Origin of the sequence: Lactococcus lactis (genome assembly GCF_029023865.1) — a bacterium.
Classification (GTDB): domain Bacteria; phylum Bacillota; class Bacilli; order Lactobacillales; family Streptococcaceae; genus Lactococcus; species Lactococcus lactis.
The window spans coordinates 1,885,929-1,905,193 of sequence record NZ_CP118969.1; the positions used below are offsets into that span (position 1 = coordinate 1,885,929).

Sequence of the window (19,265 nt, forward strand, 5' to 3'; positions counted from 1 at the left end):
CGGTACAACCCTTATAAACTGGTACTTATGATGGTTTTAGGCATATTAGGTAATAATCTAAATTGCAAATTTAGAAATCAAAAACAAACATCAGTTTGTAATTAGTAACATACAAAAAAAGTACTTACTCAAGTAAGTACTTTTTTGCATTGATTTACCATATTTTTATTTTAAAAACTTCTTTTATTCCTGACAATATTAATGTAGGTAGAGCAGGAATAAAAATCACAAGTAGATATACAGGTAATGTTAACTGAGCAGTTCCGATCACACTATTGAAAAACGGAATGATTGTTACTAAAAATGAAGAAACTCCTGCAAATAACACTGCTCCAACAAGTCTAATATTCCCAAAAGGATTACGTCTAAACAATGTTCTTGAACTTCTTGCATCAAATACATGCCATAATTGTCCATAAACTAAAGTCAGAAAAGCAACTGTTTGTGCTTCACTAGCGTTCAATCCATTTTGAGCAGCCAGGAGAAATCCAAGATAAACCATCGCTCCCATAACTGTTCCCCTAATCAAAACCCTAGACCACGTGTGGTTAGCAAGAATAGATTCATTAGGGTTCCGTGGTTTTTCTTTCATCAAATCTGTTTCGGCAACATCATAACCCAAAGAAAAAGATGGAATCGCATCACTCACCATATTAACCCAAAGAACCATTAAAGCAGTCAATGTCGGAGTCATTGCTGCTACATTTCCAACACTACTTCTAAATAAAACTAAACCTAATACAAGAGCCAAAACTTCAGCAACATTTGTTGTCAGTTCGTGTCTCATAAAGTTTTTTATATTAGCATAGATAGTACGACCGCTATAAACTGATTTTTCTATCGTTGTAAATTTATCATCTAATAAAATGAGATCTGCAGAATCTTTAGTTACTTCTGTACCAGTAATTCCCATCGCCACTCCAATATCAGCAGCTCTTAAAGCTGGAGCATCATTTACTCCGTCTCCGGTCATAGCAACAACTTGTTGATGATTTTGGAGCTGTTTAACAATACGTTGCTTATGCTCTGGTGTCACTCTTGCATAAACATTAACATTTTTTACTTCTGCATAAAGCTCCTGATCTGACATTTCTTCAAGGTCAATTCCCTTTAAAACTGTTGCATTTTTTTCTTTTACAATCCCCAAATCATAGGCAATCGCACGAGCTGTTTTTTCATGATCCCCTGTAATCATGACCACATTAATATTTGCATCATGAAGTTGTCTGATAGATTCTTTCACTTCTTCTCGTGGAGGATCAATTATTCCTGCAACTCCCGTTAATATAAAATCTTTTTCTACGTCTTCCGTGGCTCCGTATAATGCCTCTTCTTCATCAACTTTTTTGTAGGCCACAGCCAAGGTTCTTAGTGCTTCATCCGCATAATCATCTACCACTTTAATAAAGTTATCTTTTGACTGCTCAGATTGGTCAACTATATCTCCAATCAAAATCCCCGAAGCTTTTTCCATTAAAACATCTGGTGCTCCTTTGGTATAAACGTAAAATCCTTCATCATTTTGAACAATGACACTCATCATTTTTCTACTGCTACTAAAAGGAAGAGTTCTTATAATTTTATTGTTTTTTAATAACTTATTCTTGCTATAGCCGGCTTTACTACCAAGAACGGTAAGAGCAACTTCTGTAGGATTACCAAAAGTTTTTACTTGCCCCTCAACTTCTTTGACACTTGAATCATTACACAAAACGATATTTTTCATAAATTGAGCAAAATTTACATTTTTTTCACCTTTTGATACCAAGTGAATTTCACCAATGGAACGATATCCCAGACCATCCACATTATACAGTTGACCATTAGCGTAAAATTTTGTAACGGTCATCTCATTTTGGGTCAATGTACCTGTTTTATCAGAACAGATGTAAGAAGTACTCCCTAAAGTTTCCACACTACTTAGTGTTTTAATCAAACCTTTATTTTTTGACATTTTGACTGCACCGATTGTCAATACTATTGAGAGAACAACTGGTAAAGCATCTGGAATAGAGGCAACTGCGAGAGCGATTGAGGTTGAAAATACTGAAGTAATTGAGTTAATTGAAAATTCTCCAGAACTTATTAATCCAAATACAAAAGTTAATAAAACAATCCCAGCGGATATTTTCATCAGTGTTTTAGTAAGTTTTTTTACGGTTTCTTGTAATGGAGATGATTTCATTCCCTCATCTTTCATCAACTGAGAAATTTTCCCAAGTTCTGTGTTTTCTCCCGTGGCTACAACTATTCCAATTCCCTGTCCATTTGAAACGATAGAGCCAGAAAATCCCATATTCGTTTGATCACCAATTTCGACGTTTTCATTAATGACCTCTATATTTTTTATTATAGCATCAGCTTCACCCGTTAAATGAGACTCAATTAATTGAAGTTCATCAAGCTCTAACCATCTTATATCGGCCTCCACAAAATCACCTACTGTAACTTTTACGATATCACCAACAACTAGCTCATTTGATGAAATTTTTTCTAAGGCTCCATTTCTTAGTACAGATGCAAAACGATTGTTCATTTCTTTTAGTGAATTTAAATTTTTACGAGCACTAATTTCTTGCCAAAAACCTAAAAATGCATTTATAATAATCAAAATAGCTATAGCAATCGCTTCATATAAGGATTCTAAACCATGTTTTTTATCTCCAACTATTTGGAATGAATAAAATGAACTAAAAAATGATAGAGCGACTGCCCCTAATAAAACAATGATTATTGGTTCTTTAAAACTTTTAAAAAATACTTTTAAATAGCTTTCTTCCTTTTCTTCTGGAAGTTTATTTTCACCATATCTTTCTCGATTATCAGTAACCTGAGTACTCGAAAGTCCTCTATCTATCTTAACATCATAACTATGTAATAATTCTTCTTTGGATTTTTGATAAAATTTCATATCATCCCTTTCTAGTAAAAAACGACAAAAAAGAACGCAAACCTCAAAACAATCTCCTCACCCTTGGAGATATGTCTTGAAGCTTGCGCCCAACCTAGTCGTTTATTTAATTAATTATATTTTAACATTATCCATATCGTAAGTCAATCCATTTTATATTGTTTTGACTACAACACAATATATACTTATATTAAAACTCAAATTATCCCTCCGTTCCCAAAACAAATAAGTTCCAGTAGCCCCTTTAGTAAGTTAAATGGTAAAATATTATTAGAATGTATGAATTTATAATATGTACTATATAAATGAATTTTCAATTATTTTAAAGCTAGAAAGAATATCATGACTAAAAATTACTTAGAAATCCCTGAAGAACTTTATAATAAATTAAGTGATTATGCAGAAAATGACCAACTATCAATCCGTTTAGAAAATCAACAGATATTATTAGAAAATCCGAAAATTAATCATACCAATAAACAAAATTTAGCTTTACACTATTTTATAGTACCTAGTTTAGCATCTGGAATAATTGCATTGCTTATCTTTTTAAGTACCAATCATCCACAAATCGCATTTACGGGGAGCCGCCACCTCTCTGTTGCAAGTTTGAGCATAATTCTATCAACCCTTTTTGGTTTTTTTGGTTTCATATGGACTTATCTTCGCAAAAGTTGTGACTTATCCAAATCTAAATTTAAAATTTTTAGAGAAACTTTAACGCTATCGGTAGCCTATACAAGTATTTCTTTTGCTGTTCAAATCATTTTTTGGTACATAATTGGCAAAACATTTAGCGGAGTAACTTTTGACCCCTTTACTGCAGGGTTTCTTGTCTTAGTATTTGTTGGAATCATCTTTTATTTTCTTATTTCAGCAGCTCTTTCCATCACTTTACCTAATCTTATTTTGCTCCTCTTTACCACTTTCATAGGGGGTATTCTTGTTTCAATGGCAACAAACAATCAAAAAGATTGGTGGCAACATAACTTCAGCTTCTTAGGAACTGGTGAAGCCACACAGCACTGGCAGTTCAATATCACCTTAATATTTTCTGCTCTTATTCTTCTTACCATAACTGATTTTCTCTTTGCTGAGTTTTCTAAGAGCAGCCTTTACAATTATAAATTTAAAATAATTCGTGTTTTTTATATTCTCATAGCACTTTTGATCGCTTTCGTCGGAATTTTTCCAGCCCAATCATGGACAATGCCTATACATAATAATTCTGCATTTGGTCTGGTTGCGGTTGTTCTTATTATGATTATCTTTCTTAAATGGTTAGTTCCCACCATTTCTAAAGAATTTTTAGCATTATCTTGGACTGCTTTGATAGCATTAACTTTATCTGCCGTTGCCTTTATGGGAATTCACTATCTCTCATTAACGGTCTTTGAAATTATTGCTTTTGCTATAGCTTTTACCTGGCTCGTTATGTTTATCAATTCACTCAGGGGAATTATTCAAGAAGGAAACGAATGGCAAGTAAAGCTCCTTCAAAAATAATTACCTCAAGCATCAGATAAGAAAAACAAAAAGGTTGAATTTTCAGAAAATTGTGTTATAATATCTTCACAAATACATTTTGGTTGGAGGTTCATCATGGAATTTAAAAGTTTACTGCTCCTTTCACTTGCTGCAGTTTCTGCAGTTGATCCATACTTACCCACAATTTTTATTTCAGCCACAACACTTGATGATATTGAATTTGAAGGATAACAATAACCATAAAAAATTTTTTAATTCATTTTCTTTTATTATCCAATAACAATTACTATGCACTCAACAAAAAACCATTGTTCCTTTCTGGCAGTGTTTTTTTTCAATAAAAAAAAAGACGCAAATGCGTCTATAAAAATTCCAATAAATGAATATTTTAATTATGAATTAAATTGCTGAACGCAAACGAGCGCCACCATTTTCTAAAACACGAACTGTACGAGGTAAAAAAGCACGGATTTCTTCTTCATTATATCCAACATGAAGACGTTTTTCATCCATAATAATTGGACGACGCATGATTTGTGGATTTTCAGAAATAATTTTAATTGCTTGTGAAAGTGAAATATCTTCAAAATCAACACCCAAAGTCTTCACAAAGCGATTTCTACTTGAAATTAATCCTTCAACACCATCGTCACATTTTTGTAGAATTTGACTAATCTCTGTTGTTGATAAAGGATCCGCGATGAGATTTCTTTCGTTAAATGGGATGTGGTGATATGAAAGCCAAGTTTTAGCTTTTTTACAGCTCGTACAAGAGGGTGCTGTATAGATTGTGATCATCGTCTCTCCTTCGTGTATATTTATTTATCTAATAGTATTAAACATCAATGATTGTACAATTATACCATATTTATAGACTTAAAAAAAGACCTTTTCAAAATTTTTTCACAAATTTTTTCAATAAAAAAACCACTGAAATCAGTAGTTTTTTTCACTGCATTAGATATTATAATGTTGTTTTTTCAACATCGATGGATAAACATTTTTAGCCTTTTGTAACTCTCGTTTTTTTGCCTCAATATCATCAGTAATTTCGACAGAAAAATTCTCGAAAATTGTACGAGATTCTTTGAAAATGTATCCCCCATTTTTCAAGTCCTGCTCGTCATCAAATACAGCTAAATGGTGAGAGAGCTTTTTGAAAAATGTATTCAAAAAATAAGTTGGAATGTATAAATTATACATTGAAGTATAGTTTTTCAAAAAATTATAATCGTAAAAAGGAACTTTCACATCACTTTGAGGATTAATTAATTCTTTATCACTCCCAGTAATTGGGCGATTAAGAATTTCAATCACTTTTTGATTAAGTGTGTTACGAACTTCAATTTCACGAAGTAATTTTTCAATTGTTAATCGTTTCTTATAACGATTTTCATCATAAATTTTGTAAATGTAGATGCCTGCAACCATTAGCCACGCGCCAATAATCAGACCAAAAATCATTGCAATAATAAGTTCTGTATTCATGTCATAATTATAACAAATTTGAAAGCGTTAAGAAAGTTTAAACTCTTTTTTTATCAAGTTTAGGAAAAGTCATAAAAAAAGACAATATTCTTTGACCTTTTTTGACCAATGAGTTATAATATAGAAAAATAAACAAATGAATTCAATTTTATCTAAAATTAAATTCATATCTTATTTATAAAGGAGATTCAATCTATGGGTTATTTAGTACCTACCGTTATTGAACAATCAAGCCGTGGCGAACGTGCTTATGATATTTATTCACGACTTTTAAAAGACCGCATTATCATGCTGACAGGACCTGTTGAAGATGGAATGGCAAATTCTATCATTGCTCAACTTCTTTTCTTGGATGCACAAGATAACACTAAAGATATTTATCTCTACGTAAATACACCTGGTGGTTCTGTATCTGCTGGTCTTGCCATTGTTGATACAATGAATTTTATCAAATCAGATGTTCAAACTATCGTTATGGGAATGGCTGCCTCTATGGGAACAATCATTGCTTCAAGCGGAACAAAAGGCAAACGATTCATGTTGCCAAATGCTGAATATCTTATTCACCAACCAATGGGTGGTACAGGTCAAGGCACTCAACAAACTGATATGGCTATTGTTGCTGAGCAACTTTTGAAAACTCGTAAACGTTTGGAACAAATTCTTGCTGATAATTCCAACCGTTCACTTGAACAAATTCACAAAGATGCCGAACGTGACCATTGGATGGATGCCAAAGAAACTTTGGAATATGGTTTCATCGATGAAATTATGGAAAATAATTCCTTAAAATAATGATGTAAATCTTAAAGGCCCTGATTTCAGGGCTTTTTTATTTTTCTGATTATCAATCTATTTTTTTAATATGTTTTTATAAAATCAATCAAAACGTCGGAAAATTTTGAAGTTGAAAGTTTTCCACCTAAATCAGCTGTCAAATTTCCATTCCTGAATGAAAATGAAAGAGCAATTTTGATTAATTCAGCTACCTCTTGCCAGCCTAAATACTCAAACATCATCACTCCAGATAAAATTAGACTAGAAGGATTTGCTATATTTTTTCCAGCGATATCTGGAGCTGTTCCATGAGTTGCTTCAAAAATAGCATGACCGCTTTTATAATTAATATTCGCACCTGGTGCAATTCCAATTCCTCCAACCTGTGCGGCAAGTGCATCTGAAATATAATCACCATTTAAATTAAGAGTGGCAATTACTTCAAAATTTTCAGGATTTAAAATAATCTGTTGGAGGAAGTTGTCAGCAATTACATCATCTACATAAATTTTTCCTGATTTTAATGCTGCTTTTTTCTCATTTTCAGCTTGTAAACTTCCTCTTTCATTTTTGATTTCATCGTATTCTAGTTTTGTAAAAGTTGGATATTCCCTAGCAACCTCATAGGCCCAATTTCTAAATCCTCCTTCAGTAAATTTCATAATATTTCCCTTATGAACAAAGGTCACTCTTTTTTTGTTCATTTTCAGAGCGTACTCAAAAGCCGCATTAACCAGTCGTTTACTTCCTTCAGGACTAACAGGTTTTATTCCTAGTGCTGAAGTTTTTGGAAAGCGAATAGAATGGACATTCAATTCTTTTTCTAAAAATTTTAATAAGTTGTGAGACTCATTTGTTTCACTAGCAAATTCAATACCTGCATAAATATCTTCTGTATTTTCTCGAAAAATTGTCATGTCAACTTTTTCTGGCGCCTTAACTGGGGATTTTATCCCTTTAAAATATTCAACTGGTCTTACGCAAGCATATAAATCCATTTTTTGTCTTAAAGTAACATTAATTGAACGAAAGCTTTCACCGACCGGGGTCATTAGTGGTCCCTTTATCGCAATTAAATTTTCATTAATATGAGCGAGAGTTTCTTTGGGCAGATATTCTCCACAAGTCTCAAATGCTTCTCCTCCAGCCAATAATTTTTGCCATTCTATTTTCTTTTTTTGACCATAAATTTTTAGAACCGCAGCATCAAAAACTTTTTGCGCCTGAGGAAAAATATCTTCGCCAACACCATCTCCTCTAATATAACCAATTGCTGGATAATCTGGCACAACTAATTTTCCATTTTTCATCTCAATTTTCATAATAATTTTCACCTATTTTTTTATTTTTTCCGAATCACATAAGGCATTATACCGTCATTAGCATAGTAATCTAAATCCGCCTGAGAATCAAAGCGTAAAAGAACCTTAAAGTTTTTTTCGGAAGTACTTACAGTAATTTTTTCATGAATTTTGGGATTTTCTGGTAGCTCTATAGAAAAACTTTCATAACCACTTAATCCTAAAGTTTCGGCATTTTCATTATCTAGAAACTGTAGGGGAAGAACACCCATCATGACGAGATTACTTCGATGAATACGTTCAAAACTCTCAGCAATTACAGCCTTGACTCCAAGTAATTTTGTTCCCTTGGCCGCCCAGTCTCGACTGGAACCCATTCCATAATCCTTACCAGCAAGAACAATTAATCCTTGTCCTTGTTCTTTATATTTTTTAGCTACCTCATAAATAGGTAATGTTTCATTATTGAATAGAGAATAACCTCCCTCAAGAGGAGCAACAAGCTGATTTTTGATACGGATATTAGCAAATGTTCCCCTTGTCATTACTTTATCATTTCCGCGTCTTGAACCAAAACTATTAAAATCCTTATAAGCAAGTCCTCGAGAACTTAGATAATCCCCAGCTGGGGATTTTAAAGGAATATTCCCTGCTGGACTAATATGGTCAGTTGTGATAGAATCACCAAATTTTGCTAAAACATGTAAATTTGACAGTGAAGCTATCGGTTTATTTATCATAGTTAAGTTTTCAAAATATGGTGGATTAGAAATATAGGTAGATTCAGATTTCCAGTCATAAACTTCACTTTTCTTTGTTTTGATATTATTCCAGACTGTATTTTCATCAAAAACCTTAGCATAACTTTCAGCATATAAATCACTTGTTACGTATTTTTGCACTAAATCATTCACTTCATCAGAAGTTGGCAGAATATCTTTCAAATATACCTTTTCACCTTCTAGATTAGTCCCCAGAGCAACAGTTGTTAAATTTTTACGAACAGAACCCGCTAAAGCATACGCAACTACTAATGGAGGACTTGCTAGATAGTTCGCCTTCACTAATGGATGAATTCGACCTTCAAAATTTCGATTGCCACTCAAAACACTCGTTGCAATCAGTTCTTTATTTCTAATCTCTGTTTCCATTTCACTTAAAAGTGGCCCTGAGTTACCTATACAGGTTGTACAGCCATATCCTACTACATAAAATCCCAACGTTTCAAGATAAGGAAGGAGACCCGCTTTCTCTAAATAAGAGGTAACAACTTTTGAACCAGGAGCTAATGAAGTTTTAACCCAGCTAGGAACCGTAAGGCCTTGTTCTACTGCATTTTTTGCAAGTAATCCCGCCATCATCATAACATGTGGATTACTCGTATTGGTACAACTTGTAATAGCGGCAATTGCAATTTTTCCATCCTCTTCTTTCAGAGGTTTTTGTTTTTTAGCAAAGTCTTCAAAGTTATTTGCTAGCTCAGACAATTCAAGCATATCTTGGGGACGAGAGGGACCTGATAATCGTGTTGCTACTTCACTTAAATCAACATTAATCGTCTTATTATAGTATGGTTCACGTTTTTCGTCATAAAATAACTTATTTGCCTTTGCATAGGTTTCTACTCGCGCAACCACTTCTTCAGAACGATTTGTCGCCCGAAGATATTTCAAAGTTTCATTATCAATCGGAAAATATCCACAGGTGGCACCATACTCAGGAGCCATATTTGAAATTGTTGCTCTATCTGCTAAACTTAAATTTTTTAGTCCTTCTCCAAAAAATTCAACGAATTTTCCTACCACTTTTTCATCTCGTAAAATTTTTGTCATTGTCAAAGCTAAATCTGTTGCAGTAGCAAATGCTCCTAAATTACCTATTAATCTAACTCCTACTACTTCTGGAACAGGCAATGAGCTAGGCTCTCCTAGCATCACTGCTTCTGCTTCAATTCCTCCTACTCCCCAACCAAGAACACCAAGGGCATTAATCATTGTTGTATGACTATCTGTACCAAAAACACTATCTGGATATAAAACGCCATTTTTTTCGGTAATTACTTCACTTAAATATTCAATATTAACTTGATGAATAATACCTGTTGCTGGAGGGACTACTCTAAAATTATCAAAAGATTGCTCTGCCCATTTTAAAAATTCGTAACGTTCACGATTACGTTCAAATTCTTTTTTTGAATTTAACAGAAAAGCCTCTTCATTTCCTTGAAAATCTACTTGAACAGAATGATCAATTACTAAATCCACTGGAGTTTCTGGGTTAATTAGTTCAGGATTCTTTCCTAATTCAACCATTGCGTCTCTCATTGCCGCAAGGTCAACAATAGCTGGAACTCCTGTGAAATCTTGAAGAACAACACGGCTTGGTAAGAAAACTGTTTCTTGACCAACTTCCCCTTTTAAATAGTCTTTAACGGATTGAATATGAGCCTGATTAATATTCTCATCATTTTTCTGTCTAAGCAAACTTTCTAAAAGAACTCGTAAACTATATGGAAAGTCTTCAATTCTTTCAGTTTCTGAGATATCATAATAATGGTATATTTTATTAGAAATACTTATTTTTTTCATCTTTCCCCCAACTTTATATAATTTTTTGATTCTAAGACACTTTCATAGGCTGGACGGATAATCTTATTCATATTAATTAGTTCTTCTATACGATGTGCTAACCAACCTACAATTCTAGCAATCGCAAATAATGGAGTAAATAATTCTTGTGGAATTTCTAATATTCTATAGACAAAGCCAGAGTAGAAATCAACATTTGGACAAATCGTTTTATATATTTTCCGATTTTCCGATATTACTTTAGGAGCTAGCCTTGCAACTTTTTCATATAACTTGAATTCCTCTTCCAATCCTTTTTCTTTTACTAAAGTCTCGACATAGGATTTAAAAACCTCAAACCGTGGGTCGCTTACACTATAAATGGCATGACCAATACCATAAATTAATCCTTGCTTATCAAAAACTTCTTTATTTAAGATTTTATGGAGATACTTTTCTATTTCAGCATCATCTTCATAATTAGAAATATTTTCTTTTATATTTTCTAACATTTTTGCTGCCTTAATATTAGCCCCACCGTGTTTAGGCCCTTTTAAACTGGAAAGGGCAGCAGCAATTGTAGCATAAGTATCTGTTCCACTTGAGGTGACCACATGAGTCGTAAAAGTCGAATTGTTACCTCCACCATGTTCCATATGGAGAATCAAGGCAATATCTAATACTTTAGCCTCTACCTCTGTGTAATGGCAGTCTGGGCGAAGCATTCGTAAAATATTCTCAGCGGTCGTCATTTTTGGATCAGGATAATGAATATAAAGACTTTCTTTTTTAAAATAATGAACATAAGATTGGTAACTGTAAATCGCAAGAAGTGGAAAATCAGCAATAAGTCCCAAAGATTGTTCTAAAACATTTTCAATCGAGATATCTGAAACTTTCTCATCGTAACTAGCAAGAGCTAGTATACAACGGCTCATCGAATTCATCACGTCACTTGAAGGGTTGGTTAAAATAGTTTCACGGACAAAAAATTCTGGTAGAGTTCTCCTACTGGCTAAAAGGTTTTGAAATTCCTGAAGTTCATTTGCCGTGGGAAGTTCTCCAAATAACAATAGATAAGTCATCTCTTCAAAACCAAAACGATTTTCTTTTCTTAAATCATTAATAATATCTTTAATATTATAAGCTCTATACTCTAAAATACCGGGAATTTGGTTTCCTTCTTTATCAAAAGAATGTATCGCCGAAATATTGGTTAAACCCGCTAAAACTCCTTTCCCATTAATGTCTCTTAAACCTTTTTTAACATTGTACTTTTTGTAAAATTCACTAGGAATTTGTGAATTTTTAATCATTTTTTCTTCTTTACTTAATAAATTCATAAACGCCTCCATCTATTTCATTATTATACACTTTTTATTCCGAAAATTATATATTTTCTGAAAATTTAAATATTTTTTTGAAGAAAAATAAAAAACCTACCCAAAAGGTAGGTTTAATTTATATTAATTAATTTCGATTAACAAGTCTTGAGTTTGAATTGCCTCACCTTTAACCACATGAAGGTCAACAATCTCGCCATCAAATGGTGCTTCAATAGTTGTTTCCATTTTCATGGCTTCAGTAACCATCAAGGCTTGACCTTTTTGAACTTTGTCACCAGCTTTAACTAAAATTTCAAGAACAGAACCTGGCATAGTAGCTCCAATTTGGTTTGGATTTCCTGTTTCGGCTTTGCGTTTAGCCACAACTTGAGTTTGTACAGATTGGTCATTAATTACGACTTCTCGACGTTGACCATTTAGGTTAAAGAAGAGAACACGATTTCCAGCTAGGTCAGGTTCTCCTATTTCATCTAAACGAATGCTGAGTGTTTTACCTTTTTCAATTTGTACTTCAATTTTTTCATTGAGACGCATTCCATGTAAGAAAGTAGGAGTGTCAAGTAGCGTAACTGCTCCAAATTCTCTTTGCATTTTTTGATAATCAAGGAAAACTTGTGGATACATGATATATGAGATAACTTCGTGATCTCCTGGTTCATAGCCAATTTTTTGTTCTAGGTCTGCTTTAACAGTTTCAAAATCAACTTTTTCTGCGTGTAAGCCTGGACGGTCAGTAATTACGGCTTTATCTTTCACGATAATTTTTTGTAATTCTTCTGGGAAGCCACCCACTGGTTGTCCTAAATCTCCACGGAAGAATGATACTACAGATTCTGGGAAATTAAGTTCGTTACCACGCGCATAAACATCTTCTTCTGTTAAATCATTTTGAATCATAAAGAGAGCCATATCTCCAACTACTTTTGAAGAAGGAGTTACTTTAATAATATCTCCAAACATCATGTTAACTTTACGATACATTTGTTTGATTTCATCAAAACGATGTCCAAGACCAACTGCTGCTGCCTGAGATTTTAGGTTAGTGTATTGACCACCAGGCATTTCATGCATGTAAACTTCTGTCTGAGGACTTGTAATACCCGCTTCAAATGGTGCATAATATTTACGAACATCTTCCCAATAATGGTCAATTTGTTCAGCATTTTTTACATTAATTGAGGCATGGCGAGGACCATGTTCAAGTGCATAGTAAATAGATTGCATTGATGGTTGAGATGTTCCTCCAGCAAGACTCGCTGTTGCTACGTCAATAATGTCTACACCTGCTTGAGTTGCACCAGAATATGTAATAATTCCATTTCCTGAAGTATCGTGTGTATGCAAATGAATTGGCAAATCAACGGTATCTTTTAATTCTGAAATCAAACGATAAGCAGCTTGAGGTTTCAATAAACCTGCCATATCTTTAACTGCCAAGATATGAGCACCTGTTGCTTCTAATTCTTTTGCTAAGTCTTTATAGTATTGAATATTATATTTTGGTCGGCTTGGGTCTAGGATATCTCCCGTATAACAAATTGTTGCTTCTGCAATTTTCCCATTATCTCGAACGGCTTGAATGGATTTTTCCATTTGGGGTAACCAGTTAAGACTATCAAAGATACGGAAAACATCGATACCTTCATGCGCCGCTACTCGGATAAATTCTTCAATCACATTATCTGGATAGTTTTGGTAACCAACTGCATTTGAACCACGGAAGAGCATTTGGAACATGGTATTTGGCATGAGTTTACGTAGTTTACGTAGACGATACCACGGTGATTCATTCAAGAAACGGTAAGCCACATCAAAGGTTGCACCACCCCACATCTCAGCTGAGAAAAGTTCTGGTAGCCCTTGGTCAATCGCTTGGGCAATTCCTTTCATATCTTGTAAACGTAAGCGAGTAGCAAGCAAGGATTGGTGAGCATCACGTAAAGTTGTATCTGTTAATAATACTTCTTTTGTATTTTTAACATAATCAACAACAGCATCAGCACCTTGTTCATCTAAGATATTTTTGGCTGTCTTTTTCTTTTCAAGATTAAGAAGGGGTTGACGTGGTTCTTCAAAATGACGTTTTTCAGTATTTTCAATCCCTGGGAAGCCATTGACTGTAATCATTGATAAATAATGCAGCGTCTTTGTTCCACGGTCACGTAAGTGTGGGAAGTTGAACAGACTTGGTGTATTATCAATAAAGGTTGTTGTTGCTTGACCACTTGTGAAGTTTTCATTAGCAATAACATTAATCAAGAAAGGAATATTTGTTTTGACACCACGAATACGGAATTCATGGAGAACGCGGTCCATTTTTCTTACGCTGTCACTAAATTCATTGGCAAAAGTACAAACTTTTACTAAAAGTGAATCAAAATATGGAGTTACTTCATATCCAGCATAGGCATTTCCGACATCTAAACGTACACCAAAACCACCTGGTGAACGGTAAGTATCAATTTTACCTGTGTCTGGCAAGAATCCATTTTGTGGATCTTCTGTTGTGATTCGACATTGAATTGCTGAACCCAAAAGTGGAATTTCAGACTGTGCTGGAAGTCCAATTTCTCTATGTAAGTCTTTACCTTGAGCAATCAAAATTTGAGCTTGGACAATATCTACACCTGTGATAAGTTCCGTAATTGTATGTTCAACTTGAACACGTGGATTTACTTCAATGAAATAAAATTTATCATCTTTAACAAGAAACTCAACTGTACCAGCATTAACATAGCCAACATTTTTACAAAGTTTGACTGCTGCTTCACATATTTCGTTACGGAAGTCCAGTGAAAGTCCCACGGCTGGCGCAATTTCAATGACTTTTTGATTACGTCGTTGTACTGAACAGTCACGCTCATGGAGGTGAATAATATTTCCATGATTATCTCCAAGAATTTGGACTTCAATATGTTTTGGATTTTCAATATATTTTTCAACATAGATTTCGCCAGAACCAAAAGCTCCAATTGCTTCTGATTTTGCTCTAGCATAACCATCATGCATTTCAGCATCATTACGCGCAACTCGCATTCCGCGACCACCACCGCCTAAAGCGGCCTTAATCATAACTGGATAACCGTAAGTTTTAGCAAATTCTAAAGCGCCGTCGATATCTACTGCTCCATTTGTTCCGGGAATTCCTGGAACTTTCGCTTCGTCGGCAGCTGCTTTAGCTTTAATTTTATCACCGAAAATATCCAAATGATGAAGTTCAGGACCCACAAAAACTAAACCTGCTGCGCGAACTTTGGTAGCAAATTCGAGATTTTCAGATAAGAGGCCATAACCTGGGTGAATAGCATCTGCTCCTGATTCAAGGGCAACACGAATGATATCATCAATATCCAAATAGGCATCAATTGGTTTTTTTCCTTGACCGATTAGATAAGATTCATCTGCTTTAAAGCGATGAACAGAATATTCATCTTCTCTTGCATAGACGGCTACAGTAGAAAGTCCGAGTTCATTACAGGCACGAAAGACACGAACGGCGATTTCTCCACGATTGGCGACGAGTAGTTTTTTCATTTTGACTCCTTAATGAGGCTTGCTTGGAAAGGTAATTGGTCATTACCTTTCACTCTTTCATAAATTATAAAAATCTTTTATACACTTTTAAACGACTGACAATTGTCAATCGTTTTCATAAGTTGGGACACTGCTACTATAATGATTTGAGAGCTCAGAAACTTCTCTTCGTTTCTCATCAGCTGAAATATTTAATGCAAATGCAATTCCCAACGATAAGACAAGGAAGGACGACCCTCCTTGTGATAGGAAGGGGAAGGTTACTCCTGTTTCTGGAATAATTCCGATTGCTCCACCCACATTGACAAAGACTTGAACTAACAATAAACCAGATACCCCAATCATAATGAGTGAGTTAAAGGCACTTTTAGCACGAATTCCAACAATTAACATTCTGCTTATCAAGAAAAAGAGAATAGCTAGAATAATAATTCCGCCAATGATTCCTAATTCTTCCACGACAATTGGAAAGATAAAGTCAGTTTGAGCTTCTGGTAAGAAACCATTTTTTTGAATCGAATTTCCTAAGCCACGTCCTGTCCAACCGCCATTAACTATAGCATAGTATGAATTAGCTAGCTGGTGTCCAGAATTGGCTAAGTCTGTAAAAGGATTAACAAAAGCTTCAAATCGTTTATTGATATAAGCGATGGGTAAGAAACTTGGAATGATATTTCCACCTACAATGAAAAGAAATCCTAAGAAAATGGCCATCAAAGATAGAATTAATTTTGAATAGCCGGAATACCAACGCCAAGATATACCGCTGGCTCCAATCATTATCAAAGCAACTGCAGCAATAATCAAAGTATTACCTAGGTCAGGCATGATAAGGTCAACCAATAAAATGGCAACTACGGGTAATCGCCAACCACCAAACAGTTTCTGAAAGAGCGTCTTTCCTTTAAAAATCTCATTTATATCACGTTTTTCAATTTCTTCTTGTTTTGTTGAAAAAACTGAGGCTAAATACCAGATAATAAAAACTTTGGCAAATTCTGCTGGCTGCACCGTTCCGATTCCTGGAATATGAATCCAACCTCTGGCTCCATTTACGGGTGCTGTCAGAGCAAAACTGGAAGGCATTATTCTACAAAATATTAATGACAGAATCAAAATAACCATTATTGTTCCTATCATTTTTCTATTCTTAAGGGCTCTAAGTTTCAGACGGTAAATCACTGCAATCATAATGAGACTCAATAATACGAATGCTGTTTGGTTAATTACTAATTTATAAGGATTTAATCCTTTTTGTAACTGATCAGGAACCGTGGTTGAAAAAACCATCACAATACCAATTCCTGCAAGAATTAGGTATGGAATCAATATAGAGTAGTTTAAAAAATTATTCTTATTTAAATTCATTATCTTTTTTTCCTCATTCATATTATTATAGCATGAGTTGAATAATTTATAAAGATTTTCAAAGTGCTTATAAGTTTCTACCACCCAAAGATAAGGTATTTCCGAATATATTTTTTAAACTGAATTTTTTCTTTTATAAATAGTCCACAAAATTATGATTAAAATTTTTTATCTGTCTCCATCAACTGCTATTATAATGAAAAAATAATGTCTTTTTTTGCATAAAACACCTCTAATGAAATATTGTTTACTTTATTATATAATATTATCACAATTCTTAATAAGTGTACATAGTAAAAACTTATTATAAATAAAAAAACAGCAAGATAATTCTTGCTGTCTAACCTTCACGATGAAGTGTAACAATTCGTTCTTTGGGACAAAACTTCATTGTTTCAACTTTTTCCGGATGGGTTGCTTTATTTTTACTACTAATATAATTTTTATTCCCACAAGAACTACAAATTAATGTGATTTTTACTCTCATTCCATAATACTCCGTTTCCGCAGATATTTTCGGAAATTAATAAAGGACCAAATAATATTAACAATGACAAAAAGACTTGTCCCTACAATTGCTGCTCGATAACTAATATAACCTGCAATTGCTGATCCAACCAATGGACCGGTTACCATTCCTAAATTAGAACACATTTGTGCGTAAGCAAAAATTCTGCTGACACCTTCTTTGGGAGTAATTTTTGAAAGCAACGAATTTACTGACGGCATCAAAGCACCAGTTCCAAAACCAAGAAGGAAGCGTAATATCCCAAGTTGGAGTGGGCTTTGCACAAAGGCCATTGGTAAATAAATAATAAATGTAAAAACAAGTCCAATCAAAATTAAACGATGCGAACCGTATTTATCTCCTAAACGTCCTAGAAAACTTGATGATAACATTGCCGACAATCCAACTGCTGACACAATTAAACCTGAAATGAACATCAAATTGTTCGTGCTTGTCGTCAGGGTTTTGATATACAAGGTCACAAATGGTTCAATAGATTGCGAGGTGATTTGAATAATAAATGTTGTCACTAATAATCCAAAAAGAATTTGTTTGTTACTGACTTTATTAATAATTTCTTTACTAGATAACATTTCACCCTTAGCAATTGGTTCAAAGTTTTCATGAACAAAGAAAATGGTTAGTAAAGTTGCTAGGGCTAATAGAGCGCCGACAATCAAAAAGACATTTGCCATGCCAAACCACTCAGCTAATAACCCACCAAGTGAAGGACCAATCAGTGTTCCAGAAACCATTGCTGTTGCTAATGTTCCAAGGGCATAGCCTGATTTATCTTTTGGAGCTTGTGAAGCAATCATTGCTGTTGAGTTAGGGATATAGCCTGAGAAAAATCCCATTAGCAAACGTAATCCAAGTAACCACCAAACATTAGGGACAAAAGCTATTCCTCCCATTGTTAGGGTCATGACGATACTGGCACGTACCATCATCACTTTACGCCCATGTTCATCAGCTAAACGTCCCCAAATGGGGGCAACTAACCCTGAAGCTAAGGCTGGCAAAGAAAAAGCTAACCCTGAGTAAAGTTCAACATTTCCACCGCTTACGCCCAGTCCTTGAATATACAAGGGGAGAAAGGGCATGACGAGTGAAAATGATGAACCTACAAAAAAGCAGCCAATCCATGTTATAAATAAATTCCTTTTCCAATTAACTGTTTTCGTGCGATTCACCTCTATTTCTGTTCTTCTATCCTAGCTAGTTCTCGCTGGATTTGTTTTTTTAGTGCTTCAATCGTTCCAGAATTATCCAGAATGACATCAGCGACTTTTTGTTTTTCTGACAATGGCATTTGTGAGGAAATTCGTTTTTTAGCTTCTTTTTCCATAAACTTATTTCTTGCCATCAGTCTTTCTAATTGTATTTTTTCAGGTAAGCTGACCAACCATATTTCATCAAATCCGGTATAATTGTATTCAATTAATAACGGAATATCCATAAATATTGGCTTATTTACTGACAGATTTTTTCCTTGACTCTTTGAATCAAAATTTTTACTGACAGACTTGTCAGTCATTTTTTTTAATAAGTCATCACGTCTATCATATAATTCTGTACGAATAATTTCATCTTGTAAGTTTGATAATTTCTCGCGCTCTTTTGGATCAGAAAAAACTAAAGCTCCTAATTTTTCACGATTTAACTGTCCATTGTCAGCAATAAAATCTAAACCGTAAGTTTCTACTATTGCCTTGTAAAGTTTTCCGCCAGGTTCTTGTAATTGACGGACAACTTTGTCAGCATCAATCACTTGATAACCCTCAGAAATCAAAAAATCAACCACCGTTGATTTCCCACTCGCAATTCCGCCTGTCAATCCAATTACCATTTTCATTCATCTATTTTAGCATAAAATTTAACTTTCTTAAACTAAAAACAATAGTTTTTAACTATTATGATTAATTTTTTCGTAAAAAAAGTCTGTCAGTAAAACTGACAGACCGAATATTCATTAAA

At 34.1% G+C, this 19,265-nt stretch carries 13 protein-coding genes and 1 other annotated feature; of the genes, 2 read left to right on the forward strand and 11 right to left on the reverse strand.

What is annotated here, in order from left to right; translation table 11 throughout:
• Positions 1 to 154: 154 nt before the first annotated feature.
• On the reverse strand, positions 155 to 2,911 hold the full coding sequence (locus PYW37_RS09325; protein WP_023188921.1) for a cation-translocating P-type ATPase: 2,757 nt from the start codon (positions 2,909 to 2,911) through the stop codon (positions 155 to 157).
• A 51-nt stretch (positions 2,912 to 2,962) separates the two neighbouring features.
• Positions 2,963 to 3,006, reverse strand: a sequence feature (sodium ion sensor (DUF1646 type); this cis-regulatory element may regulate processes involved in with the transportation of sodium ions).
• Between the two features lie 247 nt (positions 3,007 to 3,253).
• Between PYW37_RS09325 and PYW37_RS09330 the strand changes: the two genes are divergently transcribed.
• Positions 3,254 to 4,417, forward strand: a complete 1,164-nt coding sequence (locus PYW37_RS09330) for a DUF998 domain-containing protein (protein ID WP_023188922.1) — start codon at positions 3,254 to 3,256, stop codon at positions 4,415 to 4,417.
• A 381-nt stretch (positions 4,418 to 4,798) separates the two neighbouring features.
• On the opposite strand, the gene spx is transcribed toward PYW37_RS09330, so the two are convergent.
• Together spx and PYW37_RS09340 are read right to left on the reverse strand one after the other, a co-directional pair.
• Positions 4,799 to 5,197 carry a transcriptional regulator Spx gene (spx, locus tag PYW37_RS09335; RefSeq protein ID WP_003129597.1) on the reverse strand — a complete coding sequence of 133 codons (399 nt, stop codon included), beginning with the start codon at positions 5,195 to 5,197 and terminating at the stop codon, positions 4,799 to 4,801.
• A gap of 159 nt (positions 5,198 to 5,356) precedes the next feature.
• Positions 5,357 to 5,887 (reverse strand): hypothetical protein, encoded by a 531-nt coding sequence (locus tag PYW37_RS09340; RefSeq protein ID WP_003129594.1) that lies wholly within the window; start codon positions 5,885 to 5,887, stop codon positions 5,357 to 5,359.
• Positions 5,888 to 6,082: 195 nt separating this feature from the next.
• On the opposite strand from PYW37_RS09340, the gene PYW37_RS09345 reads away from it, so the two are divergent.
• Positions 6,083 to 6,682 (forward strand): ATP-dependent Clp protease proteolytic subunit, encoded by a 600-nt coding sequence (locus PYW37_RS09345; RefSeq protein WP_003129593.1) that lies wholly within the window; start codon positions 6,083 to 6,085, stop codon positions 6,680 to 6,682.
• 65 nt (positions 6,683 to 6,747) lie between these two features.
• Here the strand turns inward: PYW37_RS09345 and icd are convergent, their stop codons facing one another.
• The 8 genes from icd to coaE all read right to left on the reverse strand — a co-directional run bounded on the left by icd (position 6,748) and on the right by coaE (position 19,143).
• Complete coding sequence (gene icd / locus PYW37_RS09350; RefSeq protein ID WP_010905501.1) at positions 6,748 to 7,986, reverse strand: NADP-dependent isocitrate dehydrogenase; 1,239 nt, start codon at positions 7,984 to 7,986, stop codon at positions 6,748 to 6,750.
• A 20-nt stretch (positions 7,987 to 8,006) separates the two neighbouring features.
• Positions 8,007 to 10,553 carry an aconitate hydratase AcnA gene (gene acnA, locus PYW37_RS09355; RefSeq protein ID WP_032943433.1) on the reverse strand — a complete coding sequence of 849 codons (2,547 nt, stop codon included), beginning with the start codon at positions 10,551 to 10,553 and terminating at the stop codon, positions 8,007 to 8,009.
• Positions 10,550 to 11,875 (reverse strand): citrate/2-methylcitrate synthase, encoded by a 1,326-nt coding sequence (locus PYW37_RS09360; protein ID WP_017864221.1) that lies wholly within the window; start codon positions 11,873 to 11,875, stop codon positions 10,550 to 10,552. Before PYW37_RS09360 ends, acnA begins: the two co-directional genes overlap by 4 nt.
• A gap of 123 nt (positions 11,876 to 11,998) precedes the next feature.
• On the reverse strand, positions 11,999 to 15,412 hold the full coding sequence (locus PYW37_RS09365) for a pyruvate carboxylase (RefSeq protein ID WP_025016854.1): 3,414 nt from the start codon (positions 15,410 to 15,412) through the stop codon (positions 11,999 to 12,001).
• A 105-nt stretch (positions 15,413 to 15,517) separates the two neighbouring features.
• Entirely contained in the window at positions 15,518 to 16,780 is a 1,263-nt protein-coding gene (locus PYW37_RS09370) for an FtsW/RodA/SpoVE family cell cycle protein (protein ID WP_012897351.1), read from the reverse strand.
• A gap of 340 nt (positions 16,781 to 17,120) precedes the next feature.
• Positions 17,121 to 17,267 (reverse strand): 50S ribosomal protein L33, encoded by a 147-nt coding sequence (gene rpmG / locus PYW37_RS09375; protein WP_003129585.1) that lies wholly within the window; start codon positions 17,265 to 17,267, stop codon positions 17,121 to 17,123.
• Positions 17,264 to 18,481, reverse strand: coding sequence for a multidrug efflux MFS transporter (locus PYW37_RS09380; RefSeq protein WP_012897350.1), 1,218 nt, complete (start codon positions 18,479 to 18,481; stop codon positions 17,264 to 17,266). The genes rpmG and PYW37_RS09380 overlap by 4 nt, the downstream gene beginning before the upstream one ends.
• A gap of 2 nt (positions 18,482 to 18,483) precedes the next feature.
• Positions 18,484 to 19,143: a dephospho-CoA kinase gene (gene coaE, locus PYW37_RS09385; protein WP_025016855.1), complete on the reverse strand. Its 660-nt coding sequence runs from the start codon at positions 19,141 to 19,143 to the stop codon at positions 18,484 to 18,486.
• Between the last annotated feature and the right edge of the window lie 122 nt (positions 19,144 to 19,265).